The 14,319-nt window shown below is 45.7% G+C and carries 16 protein-coding genes; 5 read left to right on the plus strand and 11 right to left on the minus strand.

Annotated elements, in window-relative coordinates; all coding sequences use genetic code 11:
• Positions 1-40: 40 nt before the first annotated feature.
• From AB447_RS04445 to AB447_RS04465, 5 genes are all read right to left on the minus strand, one after another.
• On the minus strand, positions 41-961 hold the full coding sequence (locus AB447_RS04445; RefSeq protein WP_269430316.1) for a phosphate ABC transporter substrate-binding protein: 921 nt from the start codon (positions 959-961) through the stop codon (positions 41-43).
• Positions 962-1,151: 190 nt separating this feature from the next.
• Positions 1,152-3,281, minus strand: coding sequence for a peptidoglycan D,D-transpeptidase FtsI family protein (locus tag AB447_RS04450; RefSeq protein ID WP_057957447.1), 2,130 nt, complete (start codon positions 3,279-3,281; stop codon positions 1,152-1,154).
• Between the two features lie 95 nt (positions 3,282-3,376).
• On the minus strand, positions 3,377-4,663 hold the full coding sequence (locus AB447_RS04455; protein ID WP_048353158.1) for an MFS transporter: 1,287 nt from the start codon (positions 4,661-4,663) through the stop codon (positions 3,377-3,379).
• Between the two features lie 333 nt (positions 4,664-4,996).
• Positions 4,997-5,605, minus strand: a complete 609-nt coding sequence (gene sodA, locus AB447_RS04460) for a superoxide dismutase SodA (RefSeq protein WP_048407223.1) — start codon at positions 5,603-5,605, stop codon at positions 4,997-4,999.
• Between the two features lie 190 nt (positions 5,606-5,795).
• Entirely contained in the window at positions 5,796-6,281 is a 486-nt protein-coding gene (locus tag AB447_RS04465) for a DUF456 domain-containing protein (RefSeq protein ID WP_048356143.1), read from the minus strand.
• 120 nt (positions 6,282-6,401) lie between these two features.
• Here AB447_RS04465 and AB447_RS04470 point away from each other — a divergent pair, with 120 nt between their 5' ends.
• The 3 genes from AB447_RS04470 to ispG all read left to right on the plus strand — a co-directional run bounded on the left by AB447_RS04470 (position 6,402) and on the right by ispG (position 8,762).
• On the plus strand, positions 6,402-7,154 hold the full coding sequence (locus tag AB447_RS04470) for a DUF1189 domain-containing protein (protein ID WP_048356144.1): 753 nt from the start codon (positions 6,402-6,404) through the stop codon (positions 7,152-7,154).
• A gap of 79 nt (positions 7,155-7,233) precedes the next feature.
• Entirely contained in the window at positions 7,234-7,539 is a 306-nt protein-coding gene (locus tag AB447_RS04475) for a LysM peptidoglycan-binding domain-containing protein (protein WP_048356145.1), read from the plus strand.
• Positions 7,540-7,643: 104 nt separating this feature from the next.
• On the plus strand, positions 7,644-8,762 hold the full coding sequence (gene ispG / locus AB447_RS04480) for a flavodoxin-dependent (E)-4-hydroxy-3-methylbut-2-enyl-diphosphate synthase (RefSeq protein WP_096891858.1): 1,119 nt from the start codon (positions 7,644-7,646) through the stop codon (positions 8,760-8,762).
• A gap of 40 nt (positions 8,763-8,802) precedes the next feature.
• Here the strand turns inward: ispG and AB447_RS04485 are convergent, their stop codons facing one another.
• Positions 8,803-9,177, minus strand: a complete 375-nt coding sequence (locus tag AB447_RS04485; RefSeq protein ID WP_048356147.1) for an MFS transporter — start codon at positions 9,175-9,177, stop codon at positions 8,803-8,805.
• A gap of 138 nt (positions 9,178-9,315) precedes the next feature.
• Here AB447_RS04485 and AB447_RS04490 point away from each other — a divergent pair, with 138 nt between their 5' ends.
• Positions 9,316-9,900 (plus strand): 5' nucleotidase, NT5C type, encoded by a 585-nt coding sequence (locus AB447_RS04490; protein WP_048356148.1) that lies wholly within the window; start codon positions 9,316-9,318, stop codon positions 9,898-9,900.
• Between the two features lie 45 nt (positions 9,901-9,945).
• Here the strand turns inward: AB447_RS04490 and zur are convergent, their stop codons facing one another.
• From zur to AB447_RS04510, 4 genes are all read right to left on the minus strand, one after another.
• Complete coding sequence (zur, locus tag AB447_RS04495) at positions 9,946-10,374, minus strand: zinc uptake transcriptional repressor Zur (protein ID WP_048356149.1); 429 nt, start codon at positions 10,372-10,374, stop codon at positions 9,946-9,948.
• Positions 10,352-11,212: a metal ABC transporter permease gene (locus AB447_RS04500; RefSeq protein WP_057957448.1), complete on the minus strand. Its 861-nt coding sequence runs from the start codon at positions 11,210-11,212 to the stop codon at positions 10,352-10,354. Before AB447_RS04500 ends, zur begins: the two co-directional genes overlap by 23 nt.
• Positions 11,206-11,988 carry a metal ABC transporter ATP-binding protein gene (locus AB447_RS04505; protein WP_048356150.1) on the minus strand — a complete coding sequence of 261 codons (783 nt, stop codon included), beginning with the start codon at positions 11,986-11,988 and terminating at the stop codon, positions 11,206-11,208. The genes AB447_RS04500 and AB447_RS04505 overlap by 7 nt, the downstream gene beginning before the upstream one ends.
• 145 nt (positions 11,989-12,133) lie before the next feature.
• A complete protein-coding gene (locus AB447_RS04510; protein WP_048356151.1) occupies positions 12,134-13,015 on the minus strand; it encodes a YitT family protein in 882 nt (293 codons plus the stop codon).
• 131 nt (positions 13,016-13,146) lie between these two features.
• Between AB447_RS04510 and AB447_RS04515 the strand changes: the two genes are divergently transcribed.
• Positions 13,147-13,407 carry a DUF2624 domain-containing protein gene (locus AB447_RS04515; protein WP_048356155.1) on the plus strand — a complete coding sequence of 87 codons (261 nt, stop codon included), beginning with the start codon at positions 13,147-13,149 and terminating at the stop codon, positions 13,405-13,407.
• A 15-nt stretch (positions 13,408-13,422) separates the two neighbouring features.
• On the opposite strand, the gene AB447_RS04520 is transcribed toward AB447_RS04515, so the two are convergent.
• Positions 13,423-14,316 carry a deoxyribonuclease IV gene (locus AB447_RS04520; RefSeq protein ID WP_048356152.1) on the minus strand — a complete coding sequence of 298 codons (894 nt, stop codon included), beginning with the start codon at positions 14,314-14,316 and terminating at the stop codon, positions 13,423-13,425.
• Between the last annotated feature and the right edge of the window lie 3 nt (positions 14,317-14,319).

Genomic DNA, 14,319 nt, shown 5'->3' on the forward strand with positions numbered 1-14,319 from the left:
AGGGAAAGTGTCAGGAGCACACTTTCCCGGCCTAACTTTATTATTTATCCGATTGTTTACCGCTTGCGTCACGTTTTACTTCCATGTCTGTTACAGGAATATAGCCCTGATCCGTGACGATCGATTTTTGGATTTCGTCGCTCATCAAATAATCGAGGAACTTTTTAGCCAAACCTGTAGGCTCGCCTTTTGTATAAGAATGCTCATAAGCCCAAATCGGGAATTTTCCTTTTTGCACATTTTCTGCGGTCGGTTTCACTCCGTCAATTGAAAGAGGAGTGATAGAGTTGTCTTTGATATATGAAAATGCAAGATAGCCGATCGCTCCCGGTGTTTCAGCAATTAACTTTTTCACCGTGTTTGAAGAATCCTCGGTGATGCCTTCAGCAGGAGTTTCTCCGTCAAGCGCATATTTAACAAATGTCGCACGGGTTCCTGAAGAATCAGGACGGTTAACGAGGGTGATCTTTTGATCTTTGCCGCCAAGTTCTTTCCAGTTTTTGATCTTTCCTGTAAACACCTTTTTCAGATCTTCTAATGAAATATCCTTAACGCCCACTTCCGGATTAACGGCTGCCGCCATGCCGACTACTGCGACTTGATGGTCAACAAGCTCCTTGGCAGGGATGCCTTCTTTTTCTTCAGCAAATACGTCGGAGTTTCCGATTTGAACCGTTCCTTCAGCTACTTGAGAAAGGCCCGTTCCAGAACCTCCTGCCTGCACCTGAATATCGGCATCCGGATTTTCATCCATGAATTTTTCAGCCGCGGCTAACACGAGCGGCTGCATCGCCGAAGAACCGGAAATCGTCAAAGATCCTGAAGCCTTATCCTCTGCTTTATCGCTTTGTTTGCCTTCTCCCGAGCTGCTGCCGTTCGTACTACTGCTTCCGCAAGCTGCTGCGAAGACAACTAAAACGGACATGATGAACATCAGTGTGACTTTTTTAAATGATTTCACTTCTTAATCCTCCCGCGTAAATGTGTAATTTGTCCTACGTGTATAGCGTAACTTTTCAGTGTTAATCTTGTTTAAATGAATTATTAAGGTTTTGTAAAAGAAGCTTGAATTTTGTATAAAACAGGGGTTGAAGGGGAACCTTGAGGTAAAAAAACGCCCGCTTGGATGCGGGCGTTCCAGAAAGAAGCGCTTATTCGTTAGCTTCTTTTTCAATCTTGTTCATATTTTTTTCTGCAGTATTGTCTTTTGCCTGTTTCGATTTCAGTTCGAAATACTTATCAAGCACTTTTCTGCCGATTTCGTTTGTGATGGAATAACGCCTACTATAGTCGTTATAAGGCCAAGGAACCACGACGGAAATTGCGACTTCCGGATTATCGTACGGTGCGTAGGCGACAAGCGTTGTATTGTATGTTTTCGTTCCCGTTTTCGATTTGTCCGGTCCATCATAGTACGACTCAGCCGTTCCTGTTTTACCGGCAGGTTTGTATTTTGCCGATGCAAACTGCCCAGCTGCGGTACCTTTAGTCATCACACGCCTGAATCCTTCTTGCACTTCTTTGAGATACGTTTCGCTCATGTCGATTTTGTTCAGCACTTCCGGCTGAACGGCCTGTGTGACGGCACCGATGCCTTTTTTCGAATCAGGCTCTCTGATTTCCTTGACGATCTGCGGCTTCATGCGGTATCCGCCGTTTGCGATCGTTGAAACATACTGCGCCAATTGCAGCGGTGTATACGTATCGTACTGGCCGATGGCGAAGTCAAGCAGGAAACCAGGCAGTTTTTGCGAGCCTTTATACCCCGTCATTTCATTCGGAAGATCGATTCCCGTTTGCACGCCGAGGCCGAATTGACTGAAATAGTATCTGAATGTATCGAACGCTTTCGTGTTTATGTCTAGCGGCTGATGCGGCTTATATTGCCCTTTGCCGAGCGCGATGGCCGTTTTAAACATAAAGACGTTTGACGATTGTTCAAGCGCTCCCTCGATACCCAATGTTCCCAAGCCGTTTGTCCACGATTTTTTCGGTTTAACGCCAGGTCCTGATCCGATCCACAGCGGTTCATCTTTAAACGTCGTATTTAAATTGATCGCGCCTGTCTCCAGCCCCGTTAAAACGGTCGCGCCTTTAACGGCCGATCCCATGGCATATGACGATGTCATCGTGCCGAGAGCATAGTCATCAAATTTCAGTTTGCCGTTCTTCGTCTTGATCTGTTTCCCGGCAATCGACAACACTTCCCCGTTTCTAGGATCCATCATGACGACAAACGCGCGGTCAAGAAGGGGAGCGCTTTTTGTAAGTTTTGCATTTTTCAGCTCGTCTTCGATAATTTTCTCGATTGCTTTTTGCATCTGGACATCGACTGTCAGCACTAAGTCTTTGCCGCTTTTTCCTTTTGAAACGACTTGTGTGTCAATGACATTTCCGGATTTGCCGCTTATGCTTTTTACCTTTTCTTTTTGCCCCTGCAACACGTCCTCATACTGGGCTTCAAGGTAGCTTTTTCCGACCCGGTCGTTCCGGTTGTAGCCGAGGGACAAATAATGATCCAGCATGTTTTTCGGAAGCCCTTCATTCGAGCTTGAAATGCTGCCGATCATCGTCCTGAGGAGACCATTGAACGGATAGTCGCGCTCCCAATCCGATGTTACGTCCACTCCCGGAAGCTCGTCAAGATGCTCGCTGACATAGGCCATCTCTTTTGCCGTAACACCTTTGTTTTTAATATATTGCGGCGTCAATGCATAGCCTGAGTCCATCTGGCGTTTGATCGCAAGGATTTTCATGTCCTTTTCGGTCAATTCGTTGAGCATGCTTTTTGAGATCCTCTCAAGCTGAAGCTGGTATAAATCGTCTTCCTTCAATTTTCCGTCCTTCACTTTTTTGCGGTCTGCAGCGGTAATCAGCTTTTCCGCTTCCTTCGATCTCGTCAGGATCCAGTAGTCCTTTTTGTCCCGCTCTGTTACCTTGTCGGTATCGACGTCAATCATGTCCGCCAGCTTTTTTGCGACAGACAGCCGTTCTTTTTGTGAGGTTGAGGCTGTCCTTGTGTATGTAATCGCATTAAGCGGCTTATTTGTAACGATCGTATTCAAGTTCCTGTCATATATTTTTCCCCGCGGAACAGTCGAGGAGACGTCTGTTTCCTCCTGCTTCTGCACTGCGTTTGTATAGTCTTCTCCGTACACGATCTGCACCATGCCAAGGCGGACGATGACAACCGTAAAAATGATAAAAGCGAGCAGAAACAGTATATTCAGCCTGATGGGCAGCGATTTCCGCTTTTCGGTTTTCAACTTGTTTTTCCTCATTCAACATCACCTTTTTCAAGAAAGAAAAGACACCTTAATTAAAGGTGCCATTTTACATTGTAAAGCGTTCTGCGACATTTTTCTACTATTTTCCCTTATCTTTTTCCTTCCAAAAAATTAGGCTCTGCTCTCTGCTTGTGTGCGTCCTCTCCGACCGTTTCCTGAGCGGGCTCCGTCAGGCGGATATCTTTAACGAAATAGTAGATCAGCGTATGGCCTGCGCCAAGCAGAACCAATGAAACCGTAATGCCCAGATCGTCTTTTAATAAAAGCACGAGCAATAAGAAAACCAAGATAGACACGACACGACCCATGTTGAGAAAAACCTCCCGCACGACGATATATTCAATCCGCGCCTTTCTCGCGTATCTCGCCTTTCCGATCACGTCATATGTCAGCGATGAGTACGGAACAAGGAGGATCGGGTAACCGATCGCAATCGCCACCGCGTAAAGGAGCAGGGTCACATAGGTCATGTTGAATAAAATCAGGAACAATGATCCGAATAAGATGAGGCCCCCTAAAAGAATCGCTTTTTTGCGCGCCCTTTTTTTAATCAGCCGTGTGGCAAAGAAGTATGCAAAAAAAGAAACAGCTGAATTGACCAGTCCGAATTTTCCCAAAGCAAGCTCGCTTTTTGTCGTGATGAACACGAAGACATTGATCAAAAAAACAAAGATTCCTTCTCTCAGCCCCTGGAAAAAATGTGCATTGGTGATATTGCGCCAGCTTGCATCTTCATTTCGTTCCGCCCAGATCTTTTTTAAAATATACCGTCCGCGCGATTCCCTCCGTTTGAGGAAAAAGCTCGTGATGACGGCAATCGTAAATAAAGCGAGTGACAAGCTGAAGATCAAGGTATAGCCGGTGTTATCGGCAAGCCGTGAAATCACATAACCTGCGACAATCGGCCCGATCATTCCTGCGCCCGACGACAATACGCCAAGAAATCCGTTAAAAAAATCCCTCGTTTCCGGTTCTGTGATTTCAAACGTCAGCACATTAAAAGCGAGCCAATAAAACCCATAGCCGATGCCAAGGACACCGCCGAGAAGCACCAATCGTGACGCTGCATTTTCCCCCGCCAGAAGAACCGTTAAATAAAAAACGGCCAAAAACGTTACGCCGAACCGCAAAATAAACACCCTGTCGATCGTTTTCGCCAACCGTCCCGCGAGCATAAATGTCAACGGCTGCATAACGACGATCGACAAATTGTAAATCGCCAAATCAAGAAACTTTCCGGACTGCTTCCACAGGTACACATTCACGAACGTATTTGAAAGGGCAATGCTCAGCGAATAAAGGCCGCCGACAGTAAGCAAAAGCAGCAAGTCTCTGTTTACTTCAACATCGCCTATTATGTTTTTGAGTTTGCTCATAACTGACTCCCCTTTTCTGATACTCCTTAGTCTGTCACATCAAAAGTCAGTTATGTACTTGGAAAGGCAAAATAAAAAAGCCCGCTTTTTAGCGGGCCTCTCAGCTTGTTGACAAACGCTTGCATTCGTCGTCACGGCTCCGCTTCGGTGCTCACGTATTTTAATACGCTCCGCTCCGATGCTCGCCCTTCCTAGACTTCAAGCGTTTTCAAACCAAGCTGAGGAGTGCTTTAATTTGAGTTTTTTGCAACTATCGATTTTATCCTCGATAGTTGACTTCACCGCCATACTAAAAAGCCCGCTTTTTAGCGGGCCTTTCATCATTGTTTTAGATTATTTTGCTTCACTGTAAAGGCGTGCCACTTCATCCCAATTCACAACGCTCCAGAATGCTTTGATGTAATCAGGACGGCGGTTTTGGTAGTTCAGGTAGTAAGCGTGCTCCCAAACGTCAAGTCCCAAAATTGGCGTTTTGCCTTCTGAAAGCGGGGAATCCTGGTTTGGCGTGCTTGTGATTTCAAGTTCGCCATTGTTGACAACAAGCCATGCCCAGCCGGAACCAAAGCGTCCTGCTGCCGCATTTGCGAATTGTTCTTTGAATTGGTCAAAGCTGCCGAATTTTTTGTCGATCGCTTCAGCCAATTCTCCTGTAGGAGCGCCTCCGCCGTTTGGAGAAAGCAGCTTCCAGAAAAGCGAATGGTTGGCATGTCCGCCGCCGTTGTTGCGGACCGCAGTGCGGATGTCTTCAGGAACAGCATCAAGGTTTGAAACAAGCTCTTCAACAGATTTGCTTTCAAGATCTTGTTTGCCGGCCACCGCTTCGTTTAATTTTGTAACGTATGTGTTATGGTGCTTCGTATGGTGAATGTTCATCGTTTCTTTGTCGATGTGCGGTTCTAACGCATCGTAAGCATAAGGTAATTCTGGAAGTTTGTAAGCCATTATCGATTCCTCCTTAAAATTGTATGTACTGAAATGCCGCCATTAGCAAGCCTTTCCTCTTTCAATGTATCAAAAGAAAAGGCGTGTTTCAATGGTAATGCTCACAAAACGATCACAATTTGCATTTCGGGCGGACATACTAAACTTTAACCGATCCCTCTTCATTTTAAACATCTTCCAGACATTTTTTTCAATGCAAAACGGTATATAAAAAATACCCAATCATAATCAACTGAATCACGCTTTTCGCCAAAGCGCCCGTTAAAAAGCCGATCAGCGAACCGGCTCCTATTTTGAGAGCGGTCTTGATGTCCTTTTTGTGGACGAGCATCTCTCCTAAGAGCGCCCCGATAAACGGCCCGAGGATAATGCCCGCCACCGGTATCACGAAGGGGCCGATCAACAGGCCGGCCGTGCTTCCCCACACCGCCGCCCTGCTTCCGCCGAAGCGCTTGACCCCAAGAAGGTTTGCGACGTAATCAGCCGCAAACAAAGCTGCTGTAAATATTCCTTCAACAATCCAAAACATATATGAATAATGTGCGAACGTAAAAAAGAATCCATACAGAACAAAACCGGCGATTATAAACACGACGCTCGGAATGATCGGAAAGACCAAACCGGCAAAAGCGATCACAAACATTGCCGCCACAATGATCCAGTATAAAATGTCCAATCGTTTCCCCCCAATCCTTGTCATGCTTTTTATTATACCTTAGCGTAAGTTCCTTGTATTCACTCTTTCCTGACGATACAATAATGCAGATACACTATAGAAATGGGAAGTGAAAACCGAATGAATATCTTTCAGCTATTTTTTAAAAGCACATATTCCCCTCCGGCAATTGCCAAAACGCGATTTCAAGGAGTAGGAAAAACTATTTTTTTCGTCTTTTTGCTCAGCATTCTCGCCGCTCTTCCAAACCTTTACCATATCTCGAGCGGAGTCGTGCAAACGATGAACAGCTTTCAGTCTGCGGTAAAAGAATTCCCCGCTTTCTCGATTAAAGACGGATCATTACATACAGATGCAAAAAAACCGATCGAATCACAGTCATTCGGATTTGTCATTGTCCTTGATCCGACAGGCGCCTATGGATCAAAACAGATACAAGAGAAGCGCAATTCGGTCGGCATCCTTAAAGACAAGTTTGTCATCGCAATAGACGGACAAGCCCAGGAGATGCCTTACAAGATGCTCCCCGAAGAAATGACAAAACAGGACATCATGACTCTCGTTGAACAAAATAAAACCGTGATCGTCCCCGTATTGTGCGTGCTTTTGTTTCTGTCGACGGCTGCAGGTAAATTTATTAACGTCAGCGTCCTTGCCGTTATCGGCCTGTTCATCCGCAACAGTCTGAGGAAAAAGCTTTCCTATAAACAGCTTTGGGTGATGTCGGCATATTCCATCACGCTGGCCACTGTATTCTTCATCATTATGGACAGCCTTCAGGCCGTCGTGCCGAGCCAGCAATTGCTGTACTGGTTTGTCAATTTTGTGATGCTTTTCCTTGCCGTGAAAGAAACGCCGGCTAAGCAAAACTGAAAGTGAAATAATTTGTAGTCATGCCGAACATCGAACAAGCGTAACATAGTAAAAAATGATTGAAATGGGGACAAGTCCAATGAAGCGTCTCATCGTACTTCTTTCTATTTTACTGAGCTTGTTCATCGTTTATTATGACTTGAAATCGGGCACGATTCCACAGAATGCAATGCCTGTTTCTACAGCGGCACACGCTGCATCAGACGGTATCGAATACAAAACGGTCACCGTGAAACCCGGTGATACCGTCTTTTCAATCATCGGACAAACCGGCGTTCCCGCCGATCAGATGGCAGAAGACTTCGAAGCGCTGAATCCGAATGTAAAAGCGGGAAGCATTCAGGCCGGGGTTACGTACAAGTTCCCGGTCTACCGGGAGGATTAAGCGTTAATTTCTTGTCAGTTTCATGAACGTGCTGTTACAATAGGATTTGTAAACGATATGGTATAAGAAAGAGCAGCGCCTCTAGAATTATACTTAAGGAGCGAATCAAAGTGAGTGAAATCACACATCGTACAAAAACGCGCCCTGTCAAAGTAGGGCCTTTAACAATAGGCGGTAACAACGAAGTCGTGATTCAAAGCATGACAACGACAAAAACACACGATGTCGAAGCAACGGTTGCCGAAATCAAACGGCTTGAAGAAGCCGGCTGTCAAATCGTCCGCGTTGCCTGTCCGGATGAACGGGCTGCCGACGCCATTCCTGAGATCAAAAAAAGGATATCCATCCCGCTTGTCGTGGATATTCATTTTAACTATAAACTGGCTTTGAAAGCCATTGAAGGCGGGGCGGATAAAATCCGCATCAATCCCGGAAATATCGGACGCCGCGAAAAAGTCGAAGCCGTCGTCAACGCCGCCAAGGAAAAAGGGATTCCGATCCGCATCGGCGTCAACGCAGGTTCACTTGAAAAACGGATCCTTGAGAAATACGGTTATCCGACAGCTGACGGCATGGTCGAAAGCGCCCTCCATCATATCAAGATTCTTGAGGACCTCGATTTCCACGATATCATCGTCAGCATGAAGGCATCGGATGTCAACCTTGCCATTGAAGCCTATGAAAAAGCGGCAAAAGCCTTTGACTATCCGCTTCATCTCGGAATCACCGAATCCGGAACATTGTTTGCCGGCACGGTGAAAAGCGCAGCGGGTCTTGGCGCGATCCTTTCAAAAGGAATCGGAAACACCCTCCGCGTGTCCTTGAGCGCTGATCCGGTTGAAGAAGTGAAAGTCGCAAGGGAACTGCTGAAATCATTTGGACTCGCGGCAAATGCGGCCACACTGATTTCCTGCCCGACATGCGGACGGATCGAAATCGACTTGATCTCGATCGCAAACGAAGTCGAAGACTACATCGCCAAAATCAAGGCTCCGATTAAAGTTGCCGTTCTGGGCTGCGCTGTAAACGGTCCCGGTGAAGCCCGGGAGGCGGATATCGGCATTGCAGGCGCCCGCGGCGAAGGCCTGCTTTTCATGAAAGGCGAAATCGTCCGCAAAGTTCCGGAAGAAACGATGGTCGAGGAACTGAAAAAAGAAATCGACAAACTGGCGGAAGAACATTATGCCAAACAAGCCGCCGAAAAAGAAAAATTAAACACATGACCACTAAAAAAGCTTGACGGATGTCCGTCAAGCTTTTCCATTAGAAAAACGGGGCTACAAATATGCCAAGCACTAGCGAAACGGCACCGATTCCCATCGCCCAAGCTCCCAAGCCAGCTGCTCCTTGTCTTCTGGCGATATAGCCGACAATGATTCCTGCGATTCCCAACAGAACAGGAAGCATAAACAAAGAAATAATCGACAGAGCTAACGCGATATATCCGGTAATCCTTCCGCCGGCGGCATCTGCATCTCGATCCCTTGCGCCATTATCGCGTTTTTCTGTGCGATACGGCTGCGGGGCAACTTCTGCTGCCGTTTCTTCTAAAAAGTCATCACGATCCAAATTTGCATCGACTAAGTTACTGTCATAACGATCACGGTTATGATCATTGACATTTTGTCCTCTTTCCATTCGTTATCCCCCCTCTTAGAGTCCATAAAGGAGCATTTATAGTTTAAGCATTTTAGACTGATTCATGTTTGCTAAACTTTACTGTAAATGTTAAAAGTTTATGATACACTGAAGGAATGGAGAATAAGGAGTGTGGACATGTTACATTTAGGAATCGATATTGACGGTACGATCACGGCTCAAGACACATTTGTTCCCTATTTAAACGAGGCATTCAGCCTGTCCATTACGCTGGAAGATATAAAGGAATATGACTTGACAAAACTTTTAAATATATCTGCTGAGGAATTTTGGGAATGGATGAACGAAAACGAGCCGCGCATCTATAGAGAAGCATTGCTTGCAGAGTACGCCAAACAGACCCTCGATGAATTAAAAGATCACTGCAGGCTGATCTATATAACGGCAAGAAGACACCATTTGAAGGATATTACATTCGATTGGTTTCGCAAGAACGGCGTTCATTACGACGATATTGAGCTCGTCGGCGGCCATGATAAGCTCGAAGCCGTTTTGAAACACGGAGTGGATGTTTTCTTTGAAGACCATCACGGGAATGCGACTATGATTGCAAAAGAAGCCAATATACCGGTCCTTTTGTTCAACACCCCGTACAATCAGCTCCCGACCGACTCCAACATTGTCAGAGTCAACAGCTGGCTGGAAGCGGCGGACTGGCTGAAGAACAACCGGAAAGCCCTCGAAACGGCCAAAGGCATGTAAGATGTTCATCATAAAAAACCGGCATATCGTGTATGCCGGTTTTGCTTATACTTCCGCGCTTTTTTCCTCACAGCCGGGACAGGTGCCGTAAATTTCAAACTTATGCCCGCTGATCTGATAACCGTCAAGATCGTCTGTAAGCTTTTCCATCGGACACAATTCGATTTCCTTTGTTTTTCCGCAGGCCATGCAAATGAAATGATGGTGGTGATGAGCGGAAGAGCATTTAAAACGGAACATTTTCTCCCCTGAAAGCTCGGTCGTTTCCAAAATGCCGAACTCCTCAAATAGAGACAGGTTTCTGTAAATCGTATCAAAGCTCAAGCCCGGATAATCATCGTTTAAAGCTGAAAGTACGTTTTTCGCCGTTAAATATTTATCAGAATCACTAAAAAGCTGAAGCATATCCTCCCTTTTGCTTGTGTATTTATAGCCTTTTTCCTTCAATAGATCAAGCGCTTCCTGTACGTTCACGGCGAATCCCCCTTTTGATTTTGTTGTAGCTGATACACAATATCAGTATGAGAATGGACAGCAGCACGATCGTTCCCCCCGGGGCGAGATCCAATTGATAAGCAAGGATAAGTCCGAGAATGACGGACAGTTCCCCGAACAAAACAGAAAAGAAAATCGCCTGTTTAAACCCTTTTGCAATGCGCATGCTGGCCGCGACGGGAAGCGTCATCAGCGCGGAAACGAGCAATGTGCCGACGATTCTCATCGAAGCCGCAATCACGAGCGCGACGATCAGGATAAAGATAAAATGAATCCATTTGGCTGAAATTCCCGACGCTTTGGCATGCTCTTCATCAAACGAAAGCAAAAACAGCTCTTTAAAAAGGGAAAAAATGACGATCAAAACGGCGGCAGAAATTCCGATGATCACAAGCAGATCCTCTCTTGACACCGCGCTGACGCTGCCGAATAAATAGCTGAACAAGTCTGTGTTAAATCCGTCTGCAAGCGAAATAAAAATAACGGAAATACCGATGCCTCCCGACATGATAATCGGAATCGCAAGCTCCTGGTAATGTTTATATACCGTCCTGAGTTTCTCGATGATTAAAGAGCCTGTTACCGAGAACAGCATTCCGAAATAGATCGGACTGATACCGGCGAGCATCGTAAACCGGCTTCCTAAATAAAGGCTTGCCGCAATCCCTGCCAACGAAACGTGGCTGAGGGCATCAGCAATCAACGACAGCCGTCTGACGACGATAAACACCCCGAGCAAAGGAGCGATAAGGCCGATTAATAAACCGGAAATAAATGCGTTTTGCAAAAACTCATAATGAAAAAAAGGTGTCAGCATGTTTCTTGTCCTCCGTGGTGATGGTGATCGTGGCTGAGGGCCTGGACATCGTGCCCGTAAAATTGCGAAAGATCCCGATCTGTCACCTGTTCAAATTCGTCTGCATTGCCATGAAAATGAAGATGTTTATTCATGCAGGCAACATGTGTAACTTTATCGGAAACCGTGCCTACATCATGAGTGACGAGAATCAATGTAATTCCTTTTTCCCTGTTCAGCTTCTCAAGCAGGCGATAAAAGCTGTCAACCGTCTGCTGATCAACCCCGACCGTCGGCTCATCAAGAATCAAAAGCTTAGGCTCGCTTACAAGGGCTCTTGCGATAAACGTTCTCTGCTGCTGTCCCCCTGATAGCTCGCCGATGTTCTTGCCTTTAAGGGAACCGATTCCAACAGCGTCAATCGCCTCATCCACTTTTTTTCTATCCTCTTTTGACATTCGTTTAAACAGGCCGAGCTTGGCGGTTAAACCGCTTGCCACCACTTCGTACACTGAAGCGGGAAAGCCGGTGTTAAAGCTGTTTGCCTTTTGTGAGACAAATCCGATCTGATTCCAGTCCTTAAACTTTTTCTGGGGGACGCCGAACAGTTTCAGTTCCCCTTTTTGCGGTTTAATGAGCCCGAGAATGCATTTGAGCAATGTCGTTTTTCCCGAGCCGTTCGGACCGACCAAGCCGAGAAACGTCCCTTCCTCAATGGTTAAATTGATATCTTCTATCACATTTCGATGATCATAAGAATATGATACATGTTTCATCTCGATAATCGGTTGTTTCAATTTTCGCTCACCTTCAAATTTTCCAGAATCATTACGATTTAGCAAACAAAAAGAAAATGGCAGCCAAATGCAGCAAACCATCTTCATCGTTTGACCAGTTCATTTTTAAATTATACATATAATCCTTAAAAAAGTAAATGAAAGCCTAATGAATGGCGTTTTTAAACTTTCCGCCTCTTGTTTCGTGCGTATCCATAATCGTAATAAACGCGTTTTTGTCGATTTCAAATACGATTGACTTCAGCTTTGTGACTTCAAGTCTTGTCACCACGGCGTAGATCACTTCCGTATCTTCATCCGAATAGCCGCCTTTTCCTTTCAGCTTTGTCGTTCCCCGGCCGAGACGGTGCAAAAGTGCGTCGGAAATCTCCTCGTACTGATCTGACACAATGATGACCGCTTTCGTTTCGTCAAGCCCCTGAATGACGGCATCGATCGTCTTCATCGCGATGTAGTACGTCATGACCGAATACATCGCCTGCTCAAGGCCGAATATGAAAGCAGCCCACGCAAAAATAAAAACGTTGACGAACATGACGAATTCGCCTACTGAAAACGGGAGTTTTTTTGTGAACAATATCCCCAGTATTTCCGTTCCATCCATAGAACCGCCGTTACGAATAACAAGCCCTACGCCGAATCCGAGCAAAAGCCCTCCGAAAACGGCTGCCAAAATGGGCTGAGTCGTAACCCCTTCTACATGATGCAACATGGTTTCAATTACTGATAAGCTGACAATCCCAATGATGGTGGAGATGAGAAACGTTTTTCCGATGTGCTTGTAGCCGGATATCATAAACGGAATGTTAAGAACCACGACGAACAGCGCGAAGTTCAAATAAGGGTTGTCCTTGAAAATGTGATCCAAAATAAGCGAAATTCCGATGATGCCTCCGTCGATGATGTTGTTTGGTACTAAAAATAATTCAATGCTTAAGGCTGCACAGGCAGCACCGATGAGAATCATGATGACCCGAAACGACAGACGGACCAATGATTCCCTTTTATGTTGTTTTTTTGTTGCCATGCTGTCTCTCCTTTTTATCTGAACTGGCCATATCTACTTCTTTTACTATCATATCATTTAACAGCGTGAAATAAAAAAATGACACATTTTTAATTTTCCGCCATACATTATTTCAGAGGGGAGGAATGGGCGTGATTTTATTTCAGAAAATCGTATTGCAGCGCTTAAATCAGGTGACTGCCGATGAGGTGCTCAAATACGCAAAACAATACGGAATACATGTAACTAGAAAGCAAGCGCTCGAGGTGGAAAAGCTCGTAAACGGAAAAAACATTAACATTTTTAATGAAAAAGAACGGAACAAACTGCTCAGCCAGGTGGAAGCCGTAACTTCAAAAGAAGCCGTTCAGCTGCTCAACCGGCTGTTTGAACAGTATGTATCAAGGGGCTGAAAAAAGCCCCTTGAATTATTGCTGTTTGATTTTCTCCAACAGTTCAGCATCAAATTGTTTGTTCCTGAGCATTTCGATTTCAAAGCGGTATGGCGGCTTTTTGTTCTTCTTATCTTCCCCGACATAAGGCGTCTCAAGGATTTTCGGTATATCCTGAAGCTGATCGTGGTGGACGATATATTGAAGCGCATCAAAGCCGATTTCCCCAAAGCCGATGTTTTCGTGGCGGTCTTTTCTCGCTCCTTTGACATTTTTGCTGTCGTTGATATGGAGCACTTTTAAACGGTCGATTCCGACGATTTTGTCAAATTCGTTTAATACACCGTCAAAATCAGAGACGACATCATAGCCTGCATCATGGGTATGGCACGTATCAAAGCAGACCGATAAATGCTCGTTATGGGTGACGCCGTCAATGATCTGGGCGAGCTCTTCAAATGTCCGGCCGCATTCAGATCCTTTGCCTGCCATCGTTTCCAAAGCGATCTGGACATCCTGTTCAGGATCGATGACTTCGTTCAGCCCCTCGATGATTTTTTTTATGCCTGTTTCCGCCCCGGCTCCGACGTGTGCCCCCGGATGAAGAACGATCTGCTTGGCTCCGATTGCCGCCGTCCTTTCGATTTCAGAACGGAGAAAATCGACGCCGAGCTCAAATGTCGCCGGATTCGTCGTGTTGGCAATATTGATGATATACGGCGCATGAACGACAATATCGCTGATTCCGTGCTCTTCCATGTGAGCCCTGCCTGCTTCAATATTCAAATCCTCGATTTTTTTCCTGCGTGTGTTTTGCGGAGCGCCCGTGTAAATCATAAACGTATTGGCTCCGTATGAGCTTGCTTCCTGGCTGGCCGCAAGCAGCATATGCTTTCCGCTCATTGAGACGTGAGAACCGATTTTCAACAAAGC

The organism is Bacillus glycinifermentans (assembly GCF_001042475.2).
Lineage (GTDB): Bacteria > Bacillota > Bacilli > Bacillales > Bacillaceae > Bacillus > Bacillus glycinifermentans.